The sequence below is a fragment of the Nocardia sp. NBC_00565 genome, assembly GCF_036345915.1.
Lineage (GTDB): Bacteria > Actinomycetota > Actinomycetes > Mycobacteriales > Mycobacteriaceae > Nocardia.
Window position 1 is genome coordinate 3,481,990 of sequence record NZ_CP107785.1, and the last position, 22,734, is coordinate 3,504,723.

At 65.3% G+C, this 22,734-nt stretch carries 22 protein-coding genes and 1 pseudogene; 12 read left to right on the forward strand and 11 right to left on the reverse strand.

Annotation, left to right across the window (positions count from 1 at the left end; all coding sequences use genetic code 11):
* The first annotated feature begins 111 nt into the window (after positions 1 to 111).
* From OG874_RS16610 to OG874_RS16620, 3 genes are all read left to right on the forward strand, one after another.
* Positions 112 to 435: an aldehyde dehydrogenase family protein gene (locus OG874_RS16610; protein ID WP_330256037.1), complete on the forward strand. Its 324-nt coding sequence runs from the start codon at positions 112 to 114 to the stop codon at positions 433 to 435.
* Between the two features lie 5 nt (positions 436 to 440).
* On the forward strand, positions 441 to 1,442 hold the full coding sequence (locus OG874_RS16615) for an amidohydrolase family protein (RefSeq protein WP_330256038.1): 1,002 nt from the start codon (positions 441 to 443) through the stop codon (positions 1,440 to 1,442).
* A 519-nt stretch (positions 1,443 to 1,961) separates the two neighbouring features.
* Positions 1,962 to 2,258: a hypothetical protein gene (locus tag OG874_RS16620; protein WP_330256039.1), complete on the forward strand. Its 297-nt coding sequence runs from the start codon at positions 1,962 to 1,964 to the stop codon at positions 2,256 to 2,258.
* A 577-nt stretch (positions 2,259 to 2,835) separates the two neighbouring features.
* On the opposite strand, the gene OG874_RS16625 is transcribed toward OG874_RS16620, so the two are convergent.
* The 4 genes from OG874_RS16625 to OG874_RS16640 all read right to left on the reverse strand — a co-directional run bounded on the left by OG874_RS16625 (position 2,836) and on the right by OG874_RS16640 (position 6,015).
* Positions 2,836 to 4,134: an FAD-dependent monooxygenase gene (locus OG874_RS16625; RefSeq protein ID WP_330256040.1), complete on the reverse strand. Its 1,299-nt coding sequence runs from the start codon at positions 4,132 to 4,134 to the stop codon at positions 2,836 to 2,838.
* 342 nt (positions 4,135 to 4,476) lie between these two features.
* Positions 4,477 to 4,953: a VOC family protein gene (locus tag OG874_RS16630; RefSeq protein WP_330256041.1), complete on the reverse strand. Its 477-nt coding sequence runs from the start codon at positions 4,951 to 4,953 to the stop codon at positions 4,477 to 4,479.
* Between the two features lie 51 nt (positions 4,954 to 5,004).
* Positions 5,005 to 5,502 carry a pyridoxamine 5'-phosphate oxidase family protein gene (locus tag OG874_RS16635; protein WP_330256042.1) on the reverse strand — a complete coding sequence of 166 codons (498 nt, stop codon included), beginning with the start codon at positions 5,500 to 5,502 and terminating at the stop codon, positions 5,005 to 5,007.
* A 12-nt stretch (positions 5,503 to 5,514) separates the two neighbouring features.
* Positions 5,515 to 6,015: a cysteine dioxygenase family protein gene (locus OG874_RS16640; RefSeq protein WP_330256043.1), complete on the reverse strand. Its 501-nt coding sequence runs from the start codon at positions 6,013 to 6,015 to the stop codon at positions 5,515 to 5,517.
* A gap of 106 nt (positions 6,016 to 6,121) precedes the next feature.
* Here OG874_RS16640 and OG874_RS16645 point away from each other — a divergent pair, with 106 nt between their 5' ends.
* Both OG874_RS16645 and OG874_RS16650 read left to right on the forward strand, forming a co-directional pair.
* Positions 6,122 to 7,012: a LysR family transcriptional regulator gene (locus tag OG874_RS16645; RefSeq protein WP_330256044.1), complete on the forward strand. Its 891-nt coding sequence runs from the start codon at positions 6,122 to 6,124 to the stop codon at positions 7,010 to 7,012.
* Between the two features lie 363 nt (positions 7,013 to 7,375).
* Complete coding sequence (locus OG874_RS16650; protein WP_330256045.1) at positions 7,376 to 8,134, forward strand: alanine--tRNA ligase-related protein; 759 nt, start codon at positions 7,376 to 7,378, stop codon at positions 8,132 to 8,134.
* A gap of 196 nt (positions 8,135 to 8,330) precedes the next feature.
* Here OG874_RS16650 and OG874_RS16655 read toward each other — a convergent pair whose 3' ends face one another.
* The gene (locus tag OG874_RS16655) at positions 8,331 to 9,353 is read right to left on the reverse strand and encodes an NADP-dependent oxidoreductase (RefSeq protein WP_330256046.1); all 1,023 of its coding nucleotides are present in this window, start codon (positions 9,351 to 9,353) and stop codon (positions 8,331 to 8,333) included.
* A gap of 216 nt (positions 9,354 to 9,569) precedes the next feature.
* The gene (locus OG874_RS16660) at positions 9,570 to 9,968 is read right to left on the reverse strand and encodes a DUF4870 domain-containing protein (RefSeq protein WP_330256047.1); all 399 of its coding nucleotides are present in this window, start codon (positions 9,966 to 9,968) and stop codon (positions 9,570 to 9,572) included.
* A 519-nt stretch (positions 9,969 to 10,487) separates the two neighbouring features.
* Between OG874_RS16660 and OG874_RS16665 the strand changes: the two genes are divergently transcribed.
* A complete protein-coding gene (locus OG874_RS16665; protein WP_330256048.1) occupies positions 10,488 to 11,081 on the forward strand; it encodes a DinB family protein in 594 nt (197 codons plus the stop codon).
* Positions 11,082 to 11,313: 232 nt separating this feature from the next.
* Here the strand turns inward: OG874_RS16665 and OG874_RS16670 are convergent, their stop codons facing one another.
* Together OG874_RS16670 and OG874_RS16675 are read right to left on the reverse strand one after the other, a co-directional pair.
* Positions 11,314 to 12,294 carry a serine hydrolase domain-containing protein gene (locus OG874_RS16670; protein ID WP_330256049.1) on the reverse strand — a complete coding sequence of 327 codons (981 nt, stop codon included), beginning with the start codon at positions 12,292 to 12,294 and terminating at the stop codon, positions 11,314 to 11,316.
* Between the two features lie 423 nt (positions 12,295 to 12,717).
* Positions 12,718 to 13,581 (reverse strand): NAD(P)H-binding protein, encoded by an 864-nt coding sequence (locus OG874_RS16675; protein WP_330256050.1) that lies wholly within the window; start codon positions 13,579 to 13,581, stop codon positions 12,718 to 12,720.
* 85 nt (positions 13,582 to 13,666) lie between these two features.
* On the opposite strand from OG874_RS16675, the gene OG874_RS16680 reads away from it, so the two are divergent.
* Together OG874_RS16680 and OG874_RS16685 are read left to right on the forward strand one after the other, a co-directional pair.
* The gene (locus OG874_RS16680) at positions 13,667 to 14,410 is read left to right on the forward strand and encodes a TetR/AcrR family transcriptional regulator (RefSeq protein ID WP_330256051.1); all 744 of its coding nucleotides are present in this window, start codon (positions 13,667 to 13,669) and stop codon (positions 14,408 to 14,410) included.
* A gap of 170 nt (positions 14,411 to 14,580) precedes the next feature.
* Positions 14,581 to 14,745: a hypothetical protein gene (locus OG874_RS16685; protein WP_330256052.1), complete on the forward strand. Its 165-nt coding sequence runs from the start codon at positions 14,581 to 14,583 to the stop codon at positions 14,743 to 14,745.
* A 793-nt stretch (positions 14,746 to 15,538) separates the two neighbouring features.
* On the opposite strand, the gene OG874_RS16690 is transcribed toward OG874_RS16685, so the two are convergent.
* A complete protein-coding gene (locus OG874_RS16690; protein WP_330256053.1) occupies positions 15,539 to 16,381 on the reverse strand; it encodes a hypothetical protein in 843 nt (280 codons plus the stop codon).
* A 424-nt stretch (positions 16,382 to 16,805) separates the two neighbouring features.
* Here OG874_RS16690 and arfB point away from each other — a divergent pair, with 424 nt between their 5' ends.
* Together arfB and OG874_RS16700 are read left to right on the forward strand one after the other, a co-directional pair.
* Positions 16,806 to 17,234 (forward strand): alternative ribosome rescue aminoacyl-tRNA hydrolase ArfB, encoded by a 429-nt coding sequence (arfB, locus tag OG874_RS16695; RefSeq protein WP_330256054.1) that lies wholly within the window; start codon positions 16,806 to 16,808, stop codon positions 17,232 to 17,234.
* Between the two features lie 519 nt (positions 17,235 to 17,753).
* The gene (locus tag OG874_RS16700) at positions 17,754 to 18,824 is read left to right on the forward strand and encodes a fatty acid desaturase family protein (RefSeq protein ID WP_330256055.1); all 1,071 of its coding nucleotides are present in this window, start codon (positions 17,754 to 17,756) and stop codon (positions 18,822 to 18,824) included.
* Positions 18,825 to 19,053: 229 nt separating this feature from the next.
* Here the strand turns inward: OG874_RS16700 and OG874_RS16705 are convergent, their stop codons facing one another.
* The gene (locus OG874_RS16705) at positions 19,054 to 19,284 is read right to left on the reverse strand and encodes a pentapeptide repeat-containing protein (protein WP_330257312.1); all 231 of its coding nucleotides are present in this window, start codon (positions 19,282 to 19,284) and stop codon (positions 19,054 to 19,056) included.
* Between the two features lie 430 nt (positions 19,285 to 19,714).
* Between OG874_RS16705 and OG874_RS16710 the strand changes: the two are divergent.
* Positions 19,715 to 20,672: pseudogene (locus OG874_RS16710) on the forward strand (aldehyde dehydrogenase family protein); the annotation flags it as partial.
* A gap of 170 nt (positions 20,673 to 20,842) precedes the next feature.
* Here the strand turns inward: OG874_RS16710 and OG874_RS16715 are convergent.
* The gene (locus OG874_RS16715; protein ID WP_330257313.1) at positions 20,843 to 21,523 is read right to left on the reverse strand and encodes a TetR/AcrR family transcriptional regulator; all 681 of its coding nucleotides are present in this window, start codon (positions 21,521 to 21,523) and stop codon (positions 20,843 to 20,845) included.
* Positions 21,524 to 21,677: 154 nt separating this feature from the next.
* Between OG874_RS16715 and OG874_RS16720 the strand changes: the two genes are divergently transcribed.
* A complete protein-coding gene (locus OG874_RS16720) occupies positions 21,678 to 22,727 on the forward strand; it encodes a 2,3-butanediol dehydrogenase (RefSeq protein WP_330256056.1) in 1,050 nt (349 codons plus the stop codon).
* Positions 22,728 to 22,734 lie beyond the last annotated feature (7 nt).

A 22,734-nucleotide genomic window follows, 5' to 3' on the forward strand; every position in this document is an offset into this window, starting at 1 on the left:
AGCTATTGCCCGCCGCAACCAGCCGTCCCCGCAGAAGGTATGGCAATTTAGACATACCTCACGAGTGTTTTTGCATTTTTCCAGCATGTGCTGGTAGTGAAGTATCAACCCATGACATCGACCGAACGCTGGTTCCGCAACTTCGTGGACGGCACGTTCGTCGAACCTGATCCGGGCTACTGTTTCGACAACATCGACCCCGCGACCGGTCTGGTGCTCGGTTTGGTCCACGAAGCCGACCAGACATTGGTGGACAATGCGGTGCGGGCGGCGCGGCACGCACTCGATACCGGCTGGGACGACACTCCGGTGCGTGAGCGTGCCAACGCGCTGATCCACGAGGCGGATCTGCCGCCGGTGTTCACCAAGTTCTATGACAGCCTCGAAACCCGCATGTGTGAGAACTGCGGAACGCTGCACCCCGGTCGGGGGTGAGAACCATGAGCGGAATGATCGACGTCCACACCCATTACGTGCCCAACGGATGGCCGGACCTTCAAGATGACGCCGGGCCCGAGGCGCCGTGGCTCAAGGCCCACACCGAGATCGAAGCCTCCATCATGATGGGCACCCGGGAGTTTCGCCGCATCCAGGCCGACTGCTGGAACATCGAGTGGCGGCTCAGAGACATGGACGCCGACGGCGTATACGCACAGGTGGTTTCACCGACCCCGGTGTTCTTCAACTACGGGCGATCCCCCGCCGAGGCGACCCGCATCGCGCGCATCTTCAACGATCTCGCGTTGGAGATCGTCGCACCCGCACCCGATCGCCTGATCCCGTTCTGCCAGGTGCCATTACAGGACACCGATGCGGCCTGCCGCGAACTCGAACGGTGCCTCGAACAAGGCCATCGAGGCGTGGAGATCGGAAACCACGTCGGCGACGTCGACCTCGACAGTGCAGGCGTCGTAACCTTCCTTCAGCACTGCGCATCCCTGGACGTCCCGGTTTTCGTGCATCCCTGGGATATGGCCGACTCGCCGCGCCTGGATCGCTGGATGGCCCAATGGCTCACCGCCATGCCGGCCGAGACACATCTGTCCATCCTGGCCATGGTCCTGGGTGGGGTGTTCGACCGCATCGACGACCGACTCAAGATCGCGTTCGCGGGCGGCGGATCCTTCGCGTTCTGGCTGGGACGCATGGAAAACGCCTGGCACCGCCGCAACGACGTGATCGGCACCTCCAAGTACCCGCCGTCACACTACCTGGGCCGCTTCTACGTCGATTCGGTCGTCTTCGACGAGCGAGCCCTGCGACTGCTGGTCGACACAGTTGGAAAAGACCGGGTCTTGGTCGGCAGCGACTACCCGTACCCACTCGGGAAACGACCGGTCGGGGAGGTGGTACGCAAGAGCGACTTCCTCACCGACGACGTATCGCAGTTGATCCTGCGTGGAAACGCCGAACGGTTCCTCGGCCTGTCCTCTACGAACTGACTCACCAACCCACGACCGGGACCTCACATCCTGCTCGATCATGCGCATGCTTCCCGCACGCGTAATCCGGAACGCTTCCTCGATGGATCTCGCCGATGCCCGCCGTGAGCACGGCATGGGAGATACGGCCAGGACGGCATCGGGTCCTGAGTGTGTCGCGCTGTCGTGTGGGCGTGACACCTTGCCCGGTAACGCCGGATCGCCGTCATGCCAGCGGGCCCCCGAGCGCGTCGTCGGCTCGAGGTCTCGCGGTGCCGGGAATCGAAGGTCCGCTACGAGATCCGGTCCGCCGCACGCCAATACGCGGCACCGTCGGAGAAATCGACCGAATTTGATCATCGAATTCGCATGCGGAATGAAGATCAAATTGTGTTACCTCCGCAAAATGTACTGTTTGCCAATTGTTAACGGTGATTATTACCACAATAATAGAAGTGGATTTTCAGATTTCTTCTTCATAACATTTGTGGTGTACGCCGTGATGGCGTCGTTATCCATCTGTGAAAGGAAACTCCGTACATGGTCTCTCGCAAGGTCTTTGCTGCCGCCGCCACCATCTCCGCCGCCGCCCTGTTCTTCGGCCCGGTCGCGGTGGCCTCCGCCGCCAACCCCGCCGCTAACTCCGCCGCCACCGGCTCCGCGGGCTCGGGTTCGGCCGACGGCGGCTCATCCTCGGGTTCGGCCGGATCGTCCTCCGGCTCCGCCACGCTCGACTCCGGCAGCTCGGCCCTCGACGGCGGCACCTCCGCCATCCTCAACATCATCAATTCGATCACCGGTATCAGGGACCTGAACCAGCCCAAGCCCGCCTCCTGATTCGGTCTCGGTAGATCACCACTTCGTCCGTGTCGCCCCTCGGGGCCGGATTTATTTTGTGTCGCTGCGCTACGCAGCGGCGAGTACGAGCTATTGCAGTAAATTTGCCAGAATCAAGCCGGGCCATTCTTCGTGTCGAGTTACCACGGCGGGTGAACTCTGACGATTCCGATTGCCTGCCAACGAGATAGCTCTTCGCGCTGTGCGTCCGGGGCTTCCTTGAACACCGGGTTTCGTGCCGTTCGAAGACCTCGCCGGACGGCACAAAACTTCCGGGAGTTCGAAACGCAACCCGTCGTGGCGGCAGTGCCGTGGGACGCGCGACCCTCTCAGCGGCGCCTCCGCGCCAACCGCCTACAGGGTTGACCGCGCCGAGACCGCCGGGCCAGGTGGGGCGATGGGCAGCGAAGAGGAGCGCGTGCTCGACCGAAACGCCTTCATTGGCAGCCGCAGTGGCCGCAGCATCCCAAATCCTCATCGATGCTCGCTCTTGAACACCTCCACCGAGACCATGCAGTACTCCGTGACATTGCCTGCGAGTAGATGCGTTGCCCGACAACGGGTTAGACGGCTGCGGCTACCGCGACTCAGGGTTACTCAGCCACCCGGTTGAACGCTCTGAATGCGGCATAGAAAGACGTTCTGTGACACCTACGGCTTGGCCCGACGAGGTGATCGGCGGTCCGGCCGGGGCCCCGGAGTCCGGCACCCCTGCGTAGTCGGGCAGCTCGACGCCGTTGATCGCGCGCTCGACCAGTTCGGTGAACCATTCGCTGTCGAAATCGATGCTCGGCTCGGCGTCCGGCCCGGGGACGTCGCGGCTGCGCGCGTTCAACCGGCCGATCTCCTGGTTGGCCTCGACGAACGAGCGCATCCGCCCCTCGTAGCCGGCGAACCCGGCCTCCGGGTCCCACCCGGCGGCCGCCAGCTCTCCGGCCAGCAGGTAGGCACCGACCAGGGCCAGCCCGGTGCCCTGCCCAGACATCGGCGACGAGCTGAACGCCGCGTCCCCGAGCAGCCCCACCCGTCCGCTCGACCAGCGGTCCATCACCACCTGGGCGACCTGGTCGAGGTAGAAGTCCGGGGTGTCGTCCAGGTGCGCGAGGATGTCCGGGGTCAACCAGCCCAGGCCGGCCATCCGCTCGCGCAGCAGGCGCTTCTGGGCCTCGACGTCGCGGTAGTCGACGTCGAGGTCGGCCGAGGGGAAGGAGAACATGGCCATCGCCCTGGTGGCGTCCTGGATTGGCCGCAGGCCGGCGGAGCGCCCGGCCTCCTGGTAGTCGATCAGCCAGCGGTCCAGCCCGAACTCGTTGGGCACACTGTAGAAGGCCAGCACGTGCCCGAGGTGGCGGACGAACCGCTCGCGCGGCCCGAACACCATCGCTCGCAGCGCCGAGTGCAGCCCGTCCGCCCCGACCACCAGGTCGAAACGCCGCCGGTCGCCGCCCGCGAAGGCCACGTCGACCCCGTCCGCGTCCTGGGTGAGCTCGGCGATCCGGTCGCCGAAGACGTACTCGACACCGTCCCGAGTGTCGTCGTAGAGCACCTGGGACAGGTCCCCGCGCAGGATCTCGATCTCCGCGATGAACCCGTCACCACCGTCGTCATCGGCGCGGTAGGTCTCCAGCACGTTCCCGTCCACGTCCACGGTGTGCGCGCCAGCGGTCTCGGTGCGCGCCGCACGCACCGCCGCGTCCAGCCCCATGCGCCGGATGACCTCCTTGGCAACCCCGCGCGCGTCCACCGCCTGCCCACCGGGACGCAGCTCGGGGGCCCGCTCCACCACGGTCACCTCGGCCCCCCGCCGACCCAGCCAGTGGGCCAGCGCGGGCCCCGCGATGCTCGCCCCCGCCACCAACACCCTGGTACCGCTCACTGCGCCTCCTGCTCACCCGTCCGGATCACGTCCGGATCGTTTGCTCCTGCTCTGACCCACCGCTGTCGGCGTATCCAGAGGTATCGACGACTGATCCACACAAAATTCATCGGTGCAGCCGAGATCGTGTACACGCTCGTGCGAACGCCCTGGACTTCGGCAGATGCGGACGTTCGTGAACGCGCGGGTCGCGGTAGAAGCGGATGTTCGCGGCGAGACGATGCTCTCCGTCTGACCATTGAATGTGTTGGTGCGCCCGCAGTGGGTGGTGTCAGGAATGCTGAAGGGTCGCCCTGATGCTGGAGATGGCCCCGTTCCGGCGCTGGGCCGTTCACCACCGGGTCACTTGATCCGCTCGGCCAGCGCGACGAGGATGCCTGCGGGGCCGCGGAGGTAGCAGAGCCGGTAGCTGTTCTCGTACTGCACCAGCTCGCCGAGGAGTTCGGCTCCGTGTGGCCGCAAGCGGTCGAGGATGTCGTCGATGTCTTCGACGGCGAACATGATGCGATGCATGCCCAGCGTGTTCGCCGGAGCGCGCGGGTCACCGTCTCGGGTCGACGGCGTCTGGTACTTGGTCAGCTCGAGCCGTCCGTGGCCGTCCGGGGTGCGCATCATCGCGATGTCCGATCGGACTCCCGCGAGCCCGACGAGGCGATCCACCGCGCTGCCCTCGACTGTCGCCTCGCCCTCCAGCTCCAGTCCCAGTGCGAGGAAGAACGCCGTAGCAGCCGCGAGGTCGTCGACGACGATGGCGATGTTGTCCATCCGCTGGATTGTCCCGCGCCCGGGTTGGGGGCCTCGCTGGTTGGTGTCGTCCATAATGATCTCCTTTCGGGGCCGGCCGCCGGGTTCGGCAGCGCGTGTGCGTGTTCAGGCGCGCTGGCGTTCCTTCTGTTGCTGCATGAGCTCCTCGATGGCGGTGGGCAGGGTTGTCTCGAAGTCGATCAGCTCGGCCCAGGTCGGCTTCACCACGACCCGGACCATGCCGTCGTAGAGCGACTTCACGCCTTCCTCCCACTCGGCCCGTTGCTCGGGCGTCATCTCGTAAGTGCCGTTCCACTGGAGGTACTCGTCCGGGATGCCGTCGACGACATCCAGCTCCGCTTGGCCGCGGATGAGCAGGACCTTCGGCGGGTGCGACTCGGTGTCGATCGTCAGCGCGACCGCGGGATTGCGGCGCAACGCCGGGAGTTTCCGCGCGTTCGTCGCGGTGCACATGACGATTTCCGTGCCGTTCCAGACAATTCCGATCGGGATCGACCGCGGGGTGCCGTCCCACCCGATGAAGGCCAGCCTGGCCAGATCACGGGCCAGCAGTTCCTGGCTGAGTGGGCGGTTCAGTACCTCGTCGATGGCGTGCTGGTCCATGGTTCGAACTCCTCAGTTGTAATAGCGGCGGGCGCTGGACCCGACGCGGGTGATGTCGGTGCCGTAGATGTGCAGGCTGATGGCGGTCTCGTCGCCGACGTTGCGGATGCGGTGGATGTCGCCGGGCGGCGCGAAGCCGCTGACCTCGCCGGGAGGGTTGTCCCACGCGCCGATGGGATCGAGCGCTTCGTCGAACAGTTCCTCGTGCTCGATGCCCGACAGCACGCCCACGACGCACCAAGTGATGTGGTCGTGGATCCGGGTGGTCTGCCCGGGGCGCCAGACCAGGCCGAGCATGGAGAACGCCCCGTCGGGCTCGGCGTGCAGCAGGTGGCCCGCGACCCGGTCGGGTCGGCCGAGACGCTGATCGGGCGTCAGGATCTGGGGGCCGGGCAGGTGCGCGCGGAGCTGATCGGCGACCAGTTCCGCGGTGTCCGTCCAGCCGGTCCGCACGTCGACCGCCTGGCGCACGGCCGCAACGAGATCGGTGAGCGTCGCCAGTGAGCGGGTCATGGCCGTGTCCTCCTTCGCAGAGCGGGTTTGTCCCCCTCAGCGTCCCGTGCGCCGACTCATTCGTCCAATGACAATACTTGGGCGAACTCATGCGTATTCTTTATGCATGCTGGATATCCTGCGGTTACGGGTTCTCGCGGCGATCGCCGCGCAGGGCTCGGTCACCAAGGCCGCCAAGCACCTGAACTACTCCCAGCCCGCCGTCAGCCGTCATCTGGCCAGGCTGGAGGCCGAGACCGGGGCCAGGCTCGTCCAACGGGTCGGCCGGGGCATCCGGCTCACCCCGGAGGGCGAGCACCTGGCCCGCCGCGCCACTGAGATCGTCGGCCGGGTCGACACCGCCGCCGCGGAACTGTCCGCGATGGTGGGCCTGCGCACCGGCCGCGTCCGGGTCGCCGGCTTCCAGTCGGCGCTCGCCGTGCTGGTGCCGCACGCCGCGGGCACCCTGCGCCGCGAGCACCCCGGCATCGAACTGCACCTGATCGAGGCCCACCCGCGCGTGGCACTCGATCTGCTGCGGGCCGGGCAGGTCGACGTCGCGATCGTCTTCCGCTACGACGACACGACCCCGGACGACATCCGCGTCACGCATCTGTTCGACGACCCGATGTACCTGCTCAGCCTCGAACCCGGCCAGACACTGGCAGGCAACCGCGACTCCGCCTGGATCGCGGGTTGCGAGAACTGCCGCCGCGAGTTCCTCGAGGCCTGCGACCAGGCGGGCTTCGTCCCGCCCATCGCGTACACCAGCGACGACATCATCGTCCAGCAGGCACTGGTCGCTGCGGGCATGGGCGTGACCACCATGCCGGGGCTGGCACTGCGCACCCACCGCGCGCCCGGAATCGAGGCCAGCGTCCTTCGCGACTTCCGGCGGCACGTCTACCTGGCCACCTATGGCGACCCGCCGGATCCGCCCGCGACCACGGCCTTCGTCAGCGCACTGCGCCACGCCGTGCAGCAGGTTCGACTAGGCGAGCCGACCCCACCCACGTAGGGTCCCGCACTCGACGAGCACCAAGGAGGCGACAGAAGATCCACCGAATCCACAAAGCCATCCCAGACGTCCGCTGACCGAGCCTTCCAGATCGACACAGGCGAGTCCCAGCTCAGTGAGTCGACCAAACGGCCGATAGTCGGTCGTGCTCCGCACGGCCTGGTTGCTACCGTGCAGCCATGAAGGTCAATTCACGAATCGCTGCCGCGGCCGCACGAGCTCTCAGCTCGCCGGTCGCTGCCGCCTGACCTCTTTCTCCCATGCCGGCGACCGGAAACGGTCCGCTGGTGTGCGTCGGTCTTGTTGCCGGACTTGCCATGTGCGGTCGCTTCCGGTCGATTTCACATCGATGGAGCAACCACCGTGATCACAACAGACCAGACCGTTCAGACCTTCCTCGACTTCTTCCGCGAACGCGGGCATGAACTCACGCCGGGCGGATCGCTCATCCCCTCACCGGGGGATCCGGTGCTGTTCACCACCTCCGGGATGCACCCGTTGACCCCATATCTGATGGGCCGACCCCACCCGCTGGGCCAGCGGCTCACCAGCCTGCAGCGATGCTTGCGCACCACCGATCTCGAGGAGATCGGTGACGACACCCACCTCACCGTGTTCGAAATGCTCGGGTCCTGGTCACTCGGCGACTACGGCGGCCCGCAGAGCCTGCGTTGGGGATTTGAACTGCTGCGCGACGGCTTCGGCATCGACCCCGGCCGGATGTACGTCACGGTGTTCGGCGGTGACGAACACCTCGAGCCTGACCACGAGTCGTGGCGCACCTGGGACGGTCGCGGTCATGTACTCCGCCGTTTGATCCGCCGCACCCTGACCACGCTGTGGCGCGACGATCCGACCCGCACGCTGTCCGACCTGCCGATTGAGCTTGTGGAACACACCCTCGGGCACTTCCGGCAATCTGTTCACTCCCGCGAGGTGCGCACCATCCTGCTCGATGAGGAACGCAAATTCGATCTGCTGCTCCAGCGCGGACGAAAGGTCTTGTCCCACAGCCGTTTCACCGGACCCTTGACCGACGACGACTACCACTACCTGCACGACACCCACGGCCTGCCCCGCGATCTCGTGGTGTACCTGAACACCGAAGCCGGTGTCAGTTGACATGTCAGGCTGTGTCAGGCCGTGGCCGATCCGATCAGCGCCGTAAGCGGCTAATAGCGTGCGTCCGGCTGGAGTCGGATGTCCGCAGCCCGTTGATCTTCCGAGGTGCCAGGCAGCCGGTCCGGTCAGCGCGGGATGCGGCTGATCAGTACATTCGGGAGACCCGGAGGCATCCATATCTCGTGTGCGTCATGTGTCAGGACTCTGCGATCTTGACCAGCTGCTTGCCGAGGTTACGACCCTCGAAGACGGCACGCAACGCGCTCGGCGCGGATTCCAGTCCACTGCTGACGGTCTCGGCAATGGTGATCGCTCCCTGGGCCTGCCAGTCACGCAATGCCATGAAGGCTTCCGGAAAACGGTCGAGGTAATCGAGGAAGATGAACCCTTCCATACGCGCCCGGTCCAGCGCCAGCCTCATATAGTTCCGCGGCCCACATGCCGGATCGGCGCCCTGATACCCCGAAGAGATGGCCCCGGCCAGAACGACACGCGCACGACAGGCCAGGTGCGCCAAACCATGCTCGAGGATACGGCCGCCCACACCGTCGAAGAAGACGTCGACGCCGTTGGGGGCAAGACGGGTCAAACAGGCATCGATATCATCGTGTTTGTAGTCGAGGGCGGCATCCAGACCCGCATGCTCGGTGATCCAGGAGCACTTATCCGGGCCGCCGGCGATACCGATGACCGTGCAGCCCAAAACCTTTGCGATCTGCCCCGCGATAGACCCGGTGACACCGGCCGCCGCCGAAACCAGCACCGTCTGGCCGGGCTCGGGACGGCCGATATCGGTCATACCGAAGTACGCGGTCAAACCCGGCGCTCCGAACAGACTCAGCATCGACGTAGGCGGCACACCGTCGGGCACCACGTTCAACCCGAACAACCCGCCCGCCGACCAGACGACATAGTCCTGCCACCCCACCATTCCCGCGACCCAGCTACCCACTGGACAATCCGGATCGTTCGAGCGCACCACCTGCCCGACACCACTACCACGCATCACCGCGCCGACCGGCACGGCGTCAATATAGTTGTCAGCCTCATTGAGCCAGCCCCGCTGGGTGGGATCGATCCCCAGCCAATGCACCCGAATCAAGGCCTCCCCCGACCCAGGAACCGGCACCGGCACACTCCTCAACTCGAAATCCTTGTCCCGCAGCGCCCCTACCGGCCGCCGCCCCAACACCCACTGCCTGTTCACCACATCCACCACCAGGCGATACTAGATCGCCTACACCCCGCCGCTCGACCCCATTTACTCCCGCGCGAAAACGCACGACATTCGGCATTCTCGGACGTTCCACGCGGACGCCAACGGCCCGAGATAGCCTCGGGCCGTTGATCTTCGGACTGTCGCATCTGGCCCGCAGGCAGGGGTGCCGACAGCATCCTCGATGACGAAATCCAGCTGGGGACTTCGAATATGCCGCTACTTGACCGAGTTGGCCAACTGATCGGCATATGGGGCAGTGAATTTTCCGACGATGGGAAGCTCCGCGCGGACACCGCCGGTGTTGTTCGCCTGGACCATGGCCATGATCCAGACGACGACCGCGAAGACCGCGACTGCGAGTCCGGCGAGGCTGAAGATGATCCCCAGGACTCCGAGGAGCGAGCCAACGATGCTCAGAACAATATTGACCACCGAGACCGCCCCGAAGAAGACGATCGATTGCGAGGCATGGAATTTCACATCGGGATCTTTCTTTCCCACGAACAGGAAGATGATTCCGGTGAGCCACCCCAGTGCGTACGACAGGATCGCGCTGGTCTTTTTGTCCAAACCGGCGGACTGCGGTTGGTTCGTGGGAGGTTGAGAAGATGTCATGGGGCAAGTAGATGCCGCGCGCGCCACCTACCGATCCCAGGTTTCAGCCCGAACCCACAGGTCCGGGCCAGCCGGCGACCGGGATCCCGGACGTGGTTCTCTCGACGAGACGACTGCCGACGACCTCGAAACGCCTGGGTGATGGCTCATTACACAGGGCGTTGCAGACGACATGTGACGACGAACGATAGTTGGCCAATCAGAGCGATAGTTGGCCGCGGCGTTCGAGGCGGCACGCAGTCAGTGCGACCCCCAGCGACAGATGGTGGTTCCCAGGTCTTGCTGGCGGCTGGGACTCAGGGCACGCTCGGTAATGCCGAAGGGCGCGTGTTCATTCGGCCACTGTTCAGCGCAACCGGCCGAGCAGTCTCGGTCTGTCGACCGGGTACCATCGAATTGTCGGGTCGGTCGTGGTCGTGATGGCGGTGCGATGACATCATCACTGCGCCAACGGTTTTCGGACGGCTGAGTCCGGAAGATCGGTCGAGAATGTCAGGGTGCCCTGGCAGAGTGCTCGACATGACTGGCTCTGACCCGAAATCGGACCTGCACCGCTATCTGCGCGTTGTCCGCGAAGCCATGCTGTGGAAGCTCGATGGCCTGTCCGAGTACGACGTGCGTCGACCCATGACCCCCACCGGCACAAACCTGCTCGGCCTGGTCAAACACCTCGGCACCGTCGAGTTCGGCTACTTCGGCGACACCTTCGGCCGCCCATACGACGAACCCATCACCAAACAGGATTTCGAGGCCGATCCCACTGCCGACATGTGGGCCACCGCCGAAGAATCGCGTGCGGACATTATCGCGTTCTATCGTCGGGCCTGGACACATGCCGACGCCACGATCGACAGTCTCGACCTCACCGCCGAAGGCTCGGTCCCGTGGTGGTCAGAGGACCACCGAACCGTCACTCTGCACCAGATCCTGGTGCACGTGGCCATCGAAACCAACCGGCATGCCGGACACGCCGATATCATCCGAGAGCTCGTCGACGGCGCCGCTGGCCTGCTCGCCGACAACGACAACATGCCCACCAGCGACCCGAACTGGTGGCAGCACCATCGAACCAAGCTGGAGCTAGCCGCGAAGCAGGCCGCCGGACTCGGCTGACCGATGAGTACTCGTATTCGCTGCTGCGACAAAGGACGGAGCGGCATCGGCACGACAAACGCACGATGCTGCCGTATGGGTGCGTTATCGAACCATCCTGGAGGGACTGTAAATACAACGGCTCTGTCCCACATTCGGCTCTGTCCCACATGCGGTGGTGGCTGGTCTGTCCCAGCGGGATCCGGTGCCGGAGCAGGGGAAACCCTGCGCGGCTGTCCCGTTTGCCGTTTGATCAGCTTGGTTTTAGTGCGAATTTCGATGACAGCAGCGCCGCTGTCAGGCGGTCAGTGCATCGTAGGCAGCGATCAGGATGCTCAGCGCTCGCATATTGTCGTCGGTCCACAGCACCTGGTTCATCACATACGACACCGTCATCCGGTGCTCGAAATCGACCAGGACCAGGGAGCCGCCCCATCCGCCCCACGAGCAGGTGCGACCCTCGAGGCGATAGCCCATGCCCCAGCGGATCGGCCGTTCCAGGACACGGTCGCGGCCTTGCGATCTCCGCGCGCCGCCACGTCGCAGTGTTGGCGTCGGACACTCCGACCGAGAATCCCTCGGGGCGGTCTCCCTCGGGCGCGGGGATGAGCGCGGCGACGCGGTGATCGTGTTCGGGGGCGAGTCCTATGTGGAAGTCCGCGCCCAATGGCGCGGCCACTTCCTCGGCGAAGAATGTGCCCACGCTGCGTCCGGTCACCCGGGCGATGACCTCACCGACGAGGAAGCCGAAGGTGATCGAGTGATAACCCCCTTCGGTGCCCGGTTCCCATTGGGGAGCCTGTCCGGCAAGGCGCGCGGTGACGGTCGGCCAGGAGTACAGGTCGGCGGCCGCGACGGGGTCGTCCCATACCGGCAGACCCGCGGTGTGACCGAGTAGGTGCCGTACCAGCACATCGTGTTTGCCCGCTGCCGCGAACTCCGGCCAGTACCTGGCGACCGGCGCATGCAGATCGAGTTCGCCACGGTCGGCCAGTATGAGCGCGCACAATGCCACCATTGTCTTGGTCGTCGACCAGACGTTGACGATGGTGTCCGCCTCCCACATCACGGTGCGCTCGACGTCGACATATCCGCCCCAGATGTCGACCACGGGTTCGCCGTCGACGTACACCGCTGCCGACGCGCCGACATCGTCGGCGTCCAGCGATGCTACGAGTGCCTGGGCGACACCGACGAACCGCGCGTCGTAGGAACCCCGTACATCGGTAGTCACAGGCGCACCCTAGACCGCGTTCACCGTGCGGCACCAACGATTTTCACGTTGGCCGCGCAAGCTTTCCCTACTTCCACCACATCATCCTGGGATAACCGGCACCACCGAAAGCGGGACAGAGCGGAATGTGGGATAGGGCCGTTAACTAGACAGACCCGAGTCCGGCTTGGAGTTCCGAGTGGCCAACTATCGCTCTTCATCGTGGCCAACTAGCGATCCTCGAAATGCCACGCCGGCAACCTACCCGACACCTCGGGGCCAACTATCGCACTTCGTCACACGACAGTTGTCACCGATTGCAGATCGCTTCTGTCGCCGATTCCCCGGCCGTCTTTCCATGCCTGCGGGCTCAGGCAATCACCGCAACACTCTCGACCCCACTATCCGCGTATACGCCGGACTCGCCGCCTGGGCGCCGAGCGCTCAGCTCGCCAACAGCGCCTCGCGCAGAACCGCGTCGAAACCGGTCGGCTCGCGGCCGATCAACTGCGCCAACGTCGGGTCGACCGTGGCGAATTCACCGGCCCGGCTAGCGGCGAAGATATCCACCATCATGTCCGCCTGCGCGGCCGGGACGCCATAGCCCAGCATCTGGTGCCGGAATTCCTCGTCGGATACGGTGATGCGCTTGATGGTTCGGCCCGTGAGCGTGGCCGCGAGGGTGGCAATTTCGTCGAAATCGATGGCCTGCGCTGCGGTCAATGGCGGTGTGGGACCGTCGAATCGGCCTTCCTCGGTAAGGATCGCCGCGGCCGCGTCGGCGAGGTCGACGTGTGCGGTCCAGCTCACCGCCCCATCCGCGGGCAACACGAGCTCTCCGGTCTCGGCTGCCCGCCCGAAGAACCGCACTGCACTGGCAGCGTAGAACCCGTTGCGGAGCGAGGTGAACGGAACACCGCAGGCCTGCAGCACTTCCTCGTCGATGGCGTGGTCGCGACAGGGCTCGAACTGCGAGTCCGGGCTGGCACCCATATGGCTGGTGTAGAGGATGCGGCGTGCGCCTGCGGCGGCGGCTCCTTCGATGGCAGCCCGGTGCTGTCGGATGGCCTCCGCGCCGAGCTTGTCGACCGAGACGAGGAGCACCTGGCTAGCGCCCTCGAAAGCGTGGGACAGGCTGTCCGGGTCGGTGAAGCTGCCCTGTCGCACCCGTGCTCCACGGTCGGCCAAGTCCTGCGCCTTTCGCGGGTCGCGGACGCTCACACCCACCTGGTCGGCGGGCACTCGCGTCAGCAGACTCTCGACAATCCGACGGCCCAGCTGCCCGGTGGCTCCGGTCACGATGATCATGCTGTTACTCCCTGATTCCAGCGGAAACGCTAATGCGTTAACAGTGATACTTCCGCTGGAAACAGTCAAGCTATATCGTTGATTCATGACATCGCCCACGCCACACAGGAACGACACCACCGTCGAACCCGACGGCACGGCGTCGACTCGCGAACAGCACCGGCAACGCGTCATCGAAGCCGCCGCCGACCTGCTGGAGCGTGCGGGTCGCGATGCGGTGACAACTCGCGCAGTCGCCGACATGGCAGGGTTGCAACCACCGGCGATCTACCGGCTGTTCGGTGACAAGGACGGGCTGCTGGAAGCGGTGGCGGAGTACGGTTTCGCGAAATTCGTCGCCGGCAAACACGTCGACCCCGACCCCGTGGACCCCATCGAAGACCTCCGGGCCGGGTGGGACCTTGCGGTCGAGTTCGGTCTGTCCAACCCCGCGCTCTACACCCTCATGTACAGCGAGCCCGCCGGCACCGAGTCGGCCGCATTCCGGGCCGGACTGGAAATCCTGCGCGGACGGGTCCGTCGCCTCGCCGCGGGTGGCTGGTTGCGTGTCGACGAACAACTTGCGGCCGGGATCATTCACGCCACCGGCCGGGGTGCGGTCCTGACCTGGCTGTCCTTCCCGGAAGCCAACCGTGACCCGGCCCTGCTCACCGCACTCCGAGAGGCCATGGTCACCGCGGTCACCAACGAACGCCCGGCCATCCAAGACACCGGCCCGGCCGGCGCGGCCCGCGCCCTCCGCGCCAACCTTCCTGAGGAAACAACGCTCACCACCGCCGAACAACACCTCCTCCGAGAGTGGCTCGACCGTCTCGCAGATGACCACTGACCCCTCGACGCACCGGCAAGCCGCCCCGGAAGGCTGGTGACAACCAGCGCGCCTGCATGTATCGGCACAGCTTCTGGGCTCCGATTCTGTCACCGACACCCTGGCACGATTCGAAAGTGCGTTCTATCATCGGTTCCGTCGACGGCTGATGAGCGAAAGAAGTGGCCGAATTGGCTGATGAACAGGTGGACCCGACGGCGGACGAAGATGACTACGACGTCAACTTGGAGGAACCCGTCATCGACTCTGCTGTGCCGACCACTTGGCAGGAATTCGCCGAGGATGCCCGGACAGGACAGTCCGGCAACGTCGCGTACGTGGCCATAGAGGGTTGAGTATAATCCGGAATCCCCACCACTGCGTGTCCACGCCGACTTGTGGATCGCCCTGGATCTGGGCCAGTTCGGCTTGGGCTTGGTGCCCAGCTTCGATGGCTTCGGGGGTGGGCCGGGCCATGTCCGGCGGAATGTAGAGGACGCCCGGCTCTGCGGTGCCTTCGTCAACGGTTTGCGGATCGGAGCCTTGCTCAACAGACATAGCGGTGTCTCCTTGTTCATAGACTGCCGTCAGCGCCATGGCGTGGTTAGGCGCGCGAAAACCAAGCCACAGCGGTGATACATTGCCGCGGAAACGCTCATCGCGGCGATCAGAACACGCACCGGATCCTCAGGTCCAGCACCCCAACTCCACCAATAAGCATGCCTTGCAACAGCTTTGCGCACAGCCGATTCCTAAGAAACCCGTCCTCGGCACGCAACTACTCGGTCAGCATCCCCAGCTCAGGCGGGGGAAGCCGTGCCAAGAACCGATCGTTGTCGACATCGAGGAAAGGGCCCTTGCCCATCGGTTCGTGCCGAGGACAGGCGCCAACGACGGTAAAGCTCCCAATATGCGCCTATTGGCAGCCGGAGCAGGCGCGATCGACGTTCTGCCGAGACCGATCAGCTGGCCGTGCGCTGGTCATCGGGACTGGGTGACGGAATGGACGAACGTCCGGTAATCAGGCATGTGCGCGCGTTCGCTGGTGAGTCGACCTGAGCGCAGGCCGTAGCCGGGCTTCGGCGCGCGCCAGCGGCGTGAGCGGATGCCGCGGGGTTTTGTGAGTCTCGCGTCGTGTCCAGGCATCGCTCAGCTGGTTTCGGGCCCGGCGAGGCTGGCGTAGGGCACGGTCCGGTCCCGAGGCCGGGACAGATGCAATGCGGCATGGTAGTAGCCCTCGGCCTCCTTTCCCGTGGGGTCGGCGCCGGTCGCGGCGACGGCCGCGACGGCGTAGCGCTGTTCGTCGGGATCGGTGAATCGACGTTGAACGACCGTGCGTTCCGAATCGACCTCGGTGACCAACCCATGCTCGGCCAGAGCGTCGGCGATGGGCTGGTAGGAGCCGGTGCGCAGCACGAACGCGGCGACCCACACCGGCTCCTTTGCGGCGTACAGCAACTGGTGGATGGTGCGGGCGGTCAGGAAGCTCGCGCCACCGGTCACGGTGATCAAACCGGCGGCTCCGGCCGCGCGCAGCAGGGCCGCGGAAGCGGTGTCGGTCTCCAGATTCTCGGAGAAGCCGGCGTCGAGCAGACCCACGGCCAGCGCGTAGTCGATCGCCGGGGCGGCGATATCCAGCCCGACCACCGGCACGGCATCATCACGGCGACGAGCGGCGTAGAAGTCTTTGTCGGACTCGATCAGTTCGGCCGTGTCCAGCGCGGCCACCCCCGGGCAGGTATAGCGGGCGTACAGGTCGGCGAGGGTCAGGTGGTGGTTGAGCAACGCCGCATTGATGCCGTACGAGCAGCACAGGTCCAGCACCGTCACCGGTCCCGATCGTGCGCGCGCTGCGGCCAGACGGCGGAATACCCGTTGGGCATGCTGCGGGGTCTGGTAGTCGAACCGGCCGAGACCGCCGAAGAACCCCCGCGGGTCCGGCTGGTCATAGATGTCGTCGAAAGGTGTTCTGCCTCCACGGATTTGCGTCATATCTCGATGTTGGCACGGCAGGCGGCAGCAGGTGATCGCAAATGGATTCGCCACACTCGAGCAGCAGACCGGCATCACCTCCCGAATCCACAGTCGCCGACCGGTCCCATCCTCGGCCTCGGCCCTGTTGAGGTGGCGGCCCAGCGTGCTCCCCGATCCACATAATCAGCTCGCGGAGGTTGACCAATCTGTCATCACGGGCGAACCCGCGAGCCGCACGGGCTCCGTCTATCGACGGCTCTGGCTGCTCGGACATCGGCAGATGCGGACGTTCGTAACCGCGCGCCCAGCGGCATGTGCGGACGGCCTGCTTGTTACACGTCGACAAGGTCGTCGCTATCGTGAACGAGAAGGTCACCATTCAGTCGCAACTAGACCGACGTGGCCTAGTCGACTCGCGGATCGGAAAGAGCGGCGTCGGATCATGGCAGAGGACCTGACCGTGACTCGGGTGCTGGTGATACCCGCGTCCGAGTTACGCGAGCGGTTCTCACGGTCGTCCGGTCCGGGCGGGCAGCACGTCAACACCACCGACAGCCGGGTAGAGCTGTCGTTCGACCTCGCCAACTCGCCCTCCGTGCCGGAGTGGCTGCGCACCCGGATGCTCGACCGCCTGGCCACCCGCCTGGTCAACGGGGTGCTCACGATCGCCGCATCGGAGCAACGCGCACAGCTGCAGAACCGCGCGGCCGCCCGCGAACGCCTGGCCTCGTTACTGGCTGACGCCGCTGCCGCCCCGCCACCCGTCCGCCGCGCCACCAAGCCCTCGCGCGGAGCAAAGGAACGGCGCATCTCCGCGAAGAAACGGCGCGGCGTCACCAAACGCAACCGCCGCGCCTCCCCCGACGACTAGCCGACGGCATCGCCACAGGTCGGGGTATCGGCGGCACAATCGTTGTCGAACGGGCCCGTGCTCGCAAGTACCCGTCTGCATCTTCTCGTCGCTGGCAGCGGCCTAAGCAGGCACACCGACACACGCTATTCGGCCAGCCCGGGCCAGAACAGCGCGGTATGCGGCATTACCGCTCACTCGCGCAGACTATCGCCAGGGTGGTGCGCTTTTCCGGACCGCGCTCAATCCCCGAACTCGTCTTCGACCATGTCGTTGCGGACGGGGCAGTCGGGTACGAGGTCCGGATCTGCGCCCCGCCCCCTCGGTCTGCGGTGCGCGTCCGCTATCACACCGCAGTCCGATTCCATGTCATACCAAGGGACTACATCGAACGAGAATCCGCTCGATAGCTTCGAATCGTCACCGCCGCCCCGACCCACCGAGCAGTTCGCGCTGAAATCAAATCTCCGATCGACATCGACCGGCCGGCATCGAGGACGGGCGAAGGTGGCATCGCCGATCCAGCTCTCAGGAAGATCTATGACGACACCGGCCTTGGTTTCAGAGTCATTTCCACGATCATCGCGGCGCGGCGGCGGCGTCGGTGATTACGCCCGTCTGTTGCGCCGGGTCTCCGACGCAGGACTGATGAACCGGCGTCCCCTTTACTACGCGGTCCGGCTCAGCCTCGTCGGGATTGCTTTCGCGGCCGGCTGGGCGGTGTTCGTCCTGATCGGCGACTCGTGGTGGACGCTCATGGTCGCGGCGTTCATGGCCGTGACGTGCGCTCAGGTCGCCCTCGTCATGCACGATGTCGCGCACCGCCAAGTCTTCCGGTTGCGGCGGGCGACGGAGGTCGTGGGCAGACTCGTCGGCAACGTCGGCATCGGCCTGGGCTACGGCTGGTGGCAGGACAAGCACACCCGGCATCACGCCAACCCGAACCACGAGGAACTCGACCCCGATGTCGCGCCCGACATTCTCCTCTGGTCACAACAGCAGGCACGGGCCAGCCGTGGCGTGGCTCGTCTCATCGGGAGGGCGCAGGCATTCCTGTTCTTCCCCCTGCTGATGCTGGAGGGCCTGAACCTCCATATGGCCGGCGTACGTGCGCTCAGAAATCGATCGGTCAAGCACCGCGGATTGGAGGGCGCGCTGCTCTTCGGCCATTTCGCCGCCTATCTGGGCGCACTGTTCGTGGTTCTGCCCGCCGACAAAGCCTTCGTGTTCCTGGCTGTCCACCAAGCGCTGTTCGGCCTGTACATGGGCTGCATATTCGCGCCGAACCACAAGGGCATGCCAACCTTGACCGGTGCCGACCGCCCCGACTACCTACGCAGGCAGGTGCTGACCTCCCGTAACGTGCGGGGTGGCGTGTTGATCGACCTCGCCCTCGGCGGGCTCAACTATCAGATCGAGCACCACTTGTTCCCGAGCATGCCGACGCCGAATCTGCGTCACGCCCAGGTGATCGTCCGCGACTACTGCGCCGAAATCGACGTGCCATACCACGAAACCGGGCTGATCTCCTCTTACAGCGAGGCGCTGAAGCACCTACACCACGTCGGCGCGCCCCTCCGCACCACCGACCGACACCAGGCCACCGGTTGAACCCCTTTTGGCGTTGCTCCAAACCGCATGTCACAAGGCTCCTACCGGTCGAGATCCGGCCATTTGAGCGGCGAATGGGCAGTATTCGAACGTGTCAGATTCGCCGCTCGTTGGATCCCGTGCGCGGCAACGGTTCTGGACGCGGAGCAACGCAGCTCGCTCGATTCGGTCCGCGCGCCCAGCGGCATTACAGGATGTTCGAGCGACGATGGTAGCGCCGTTCGTGCGGTTACGGCGGTGTGAATCCGCTTGGCCATTGTGTAGTACTGCCATAGGTAGCGCCGCTGAGGTTCGCATCAACGAGGTACGCGCCGTCGAGGTACGCGCCGAGGAGGTTCGCGTCAGTGAGATCCGCGCCAAAAAGGTTCGCGCCAGCGAGATCCGCGCTGCCGAGGTCGGCAGGTCTTATGAAGGTCCAGTGGGACTGCGTCGCGACTGACGTCGCGACGTCCGATAACAGTCACTGCGGCCTGAATGTCCTCTGGGACCTTCGTGAAGCGAGCCGTCAAGGTCGCCAGCTCGCATGCGAATGCGTTCGTGTGGCCGCGCAGGAACGCTGATCGCCTTGCCCAGTCGCTGACACCGCACGATGGCTTCTCAGCTCCGTTGTCCGTCAAATCTGCGCGGGCCAACAAGACATCGCTCGCGCAGAGATCGAAGAAGATGATTCGCCGCCACGTCCAGAAGTCGGGCGGATCACACCCGCATGCGCGGGCAGCACACCACCGCGCAGCGCGACGCCTGCATACAGCGAGGATCATCCCTGCATGCGTGGGGAGCACTCAAGGACAAGCGTAAAGCGCATTGACACTGCGCCGCGGCGGCAGTGGCTGTTGCCGGTGACATATCTGGTGACAACCATCGCATGTGGGTCGCCGCCCGATCCTGTCCGCAAGATCGCGCCCGCGCTCGCCGCAGGCTGCACCATCGTGGTGAAACCGGCACCCGAAACACCGTTGACCATGCTGCTGCTCGGCGAGATCCTGCGCGACGCCGGCCTGCCGCGCGGCGTGCTGTCGATCCTGCCGACCTCCTCGGCGGCGGCGCTGGTCGACCCGATGCTGGCCGACGACCGACTGCGCAAACTCACCTTCACCGGCTCGACCGGTGGCGGTAAAGCGTTACTCGCCAAGGCTGCCGACCGAGTGCTGCGCACATCGATGGAGCTCGGTGGCAACGCACCGTTTCTCGTCTTCGCCGACGCCGACCTCGAGGCGGCGGTGGACGGCGCGATGGCGGCCAAGATGCGCAACACCGGGCAGGCATGTACCGCCGCGAACCGGATTAACGTCGAGAACTCCATCCGTGGCGAGTTCACCGAAAAGCTGACCGCACGAATGCAAGCGCTGACAAATGGGCCGAGGAGATCTCGAAGGCACCCAGGTTGGCCCGCTGATCACCGAGCAACACCGGGCTCGCGTCGCCGAACTCGTCCAGGACGCGGTGGACACCGGCGGCATTCTCATGACCGGTGGCGCGTATGGCCCAGGCGACGGCTACTTCTATGAACCGACGGCACTGTCCGACGCGCCGCACGCCGCACGAGTGATGCGCGAGGAAATCTTCGGTCCCGTCGCCGCCGTTTCGGGTTTCGACGACGAGGATCAAGCCGTGGCAATCGCCAATGACACCGAATTCGGTTTGGCCGCATACATTTACACCGAGAACCTGAATCGCGCCTGCCGCGTTGCTTCGGCGCTGCAGGCCGGGATGGTCGGCGTCAACCGCGGGATCGTCTCCGATGTCGCCGCACCGTTCGGCGGCGTCGGAGCCTCTGGCATCGGCCGGGAAAGTGGTTGCGAAGGCATCGAGGAATTTCTCGAGACCAAGTACATCGCCCTACCGTGATCGGTCGGCTGCTCGCCCAAGCGCGAGCCCGAGAACGACTGTCATTCTTGGCATCTCGCACCACCAAGTTCGCCGCCGAGAGATTCACCCAATCCATCGCCGAGGAACTCACGCCGGTCCGAGTGCACGCCACTAATGGCGGCATGATTCCGTGCCCGGGGTCGAAGTAGCTAGGCCGCATTGTCGGGCAGCGCGCTGGCAACGATGCGCAGGGCCTCCCGGATGGCCCCGTCGAAGGAGTGGCCGGCCACCTCCGACTCGTTCCAGGCCCAGTATTCCACCGCACCGGTCAGCGCGGCGTTGAGCACCGTCCCCTGGACCACCATCGGCAGGCTTTCGGGGTCCTGACCGGTACGGGAGGCGAGGATCTGAATGAGTTCTCGCGTCGCCTCGTCGTTTCCCTGGAGCCAGACCGCGCGCAGTCCCGGCTCGGTCCGCGTCAGACGGATCAGTCCCCGCAGCGATTCTTGTCCATCCGGGACGGAGAAAGTGCGGGTCGGGCCCGCGTTCATCGCCTCAAGCAATGGCCGGTCGGTGGGCCACTCGCGCAGTTGTGTGACCAGTTCCTCGATGCCTGCGGTGAGTAGTGGCCGGACGCACTGTTCTTTGGTCGGGAAGTAGCGCCACAGGCTCCGGGTGGACATTCCGGCTGCGTCGGCGATCTCGTCGGCGGAAGTCGCTGCGACGCCCTTGCGCGTGAACAGACGCACTGCCTCGTAGGCGATCTCCAGCTGGGTGGCACGCCGACGGCGCTCGCTGAGCCGTGGGCGACCGGGCCCCGGACGGTGTCCGCGGACGGGCGTCGCGGGCGCGGTATCGCCACCATCCATGTCCGGCTGCCTCGCTGTCATCACATTCCCATCGTCCATGTCTGGTTGCCTCGCTGTCGTCGACTTCCCCACTTTAACATTTCTGTCTATACGCGACATTATTGTCACTTGACGCCATAAATGGTACGGTTCTATCCATCGGGGCAGATCGCCCCATCGCACGGAAGGAGCTGACATGCGTGCACTCCGGCTCCATGGCGCCAAGGATCTGCGCCTGGAGGAGGTGCCCGAGCCCGAACTGCGCCCGGGCACCGTCAAGATCAAGGTCGAGTGGGCCGGAATCTGTGGCACCGACCTGCACAACTACACCCACCCAATGGTCCCGGACGACTACATCCACCCGCTGTTCGGCGAGCACGGCCCGCATGTGCAGGGCCACGAGTTCTCCGGCCGTATCACCGCCGTCGCGGACGACGTCCCCGATCTGCCGGTGGGCGCGCTGGTCGCAGTGGAGCCGCTGATGTCGGATGGGACCTGTCCTGCCTGTCTGCGCGGTGACTACAACCTCTGCGAGAGCTTCGGATTCGTCGGCATCATGGGTGGTGGCGGCGGGATGTCCGAGTACGTCGTTGTCCCCGGCCACCGCATTCACCTGATACCCGAGGGGATCTCCGCCGAGACCGCCGCGCTCATAGAGCCGCTCTCCGTCGCCTGGCACGCCGTGCGACGATCCGGCCTCCAGCCGGGAGACAGTGCCGTTGTGATCGGCGCCGGCCCCATCGGCCTGGGTCTGTTGATGGCCGCCAAAGCGCAGGGGGCGGGCTTCGTCGCTGTCAGTGAGGTCAGTGCCGCCCGTAAACGCCTCGCCTCCCAATTCGGGGCGGACGCGGTCTTCGACCCGACCCGCGACGATGTGGCGGCCCGGGTGCACGCGGCCGTCCCCGGGGGCGTGCGCGCTTCCTTCGAGGCGTCCGGCGCAGGCACGCCGGCCGTCCAAGCGCTGTTGGGCGTCCTGGCCAAGGGTGGAACCGCCATCACCGTGGCGTCCGGCCATCCGGCCGAATTCGACCCGAACGCCTTGATGACCACCGAGATCAACTACACCGGCAGCTTCGGATACAACGCCTCGGACTTCCCTGGCGTCATCGAGGCCATCCGCGACGGTCGCATCAGGCCCGACGCCTTGGTCACCAGCCGTATCTCCCTCGAGGACGCGCAGCAGCAGGGGTATGAGGCACTGCTCAACCATGGTGACGCGCAGGTCAAGGTCCTCGTGCACCCGTAGCGGGCCG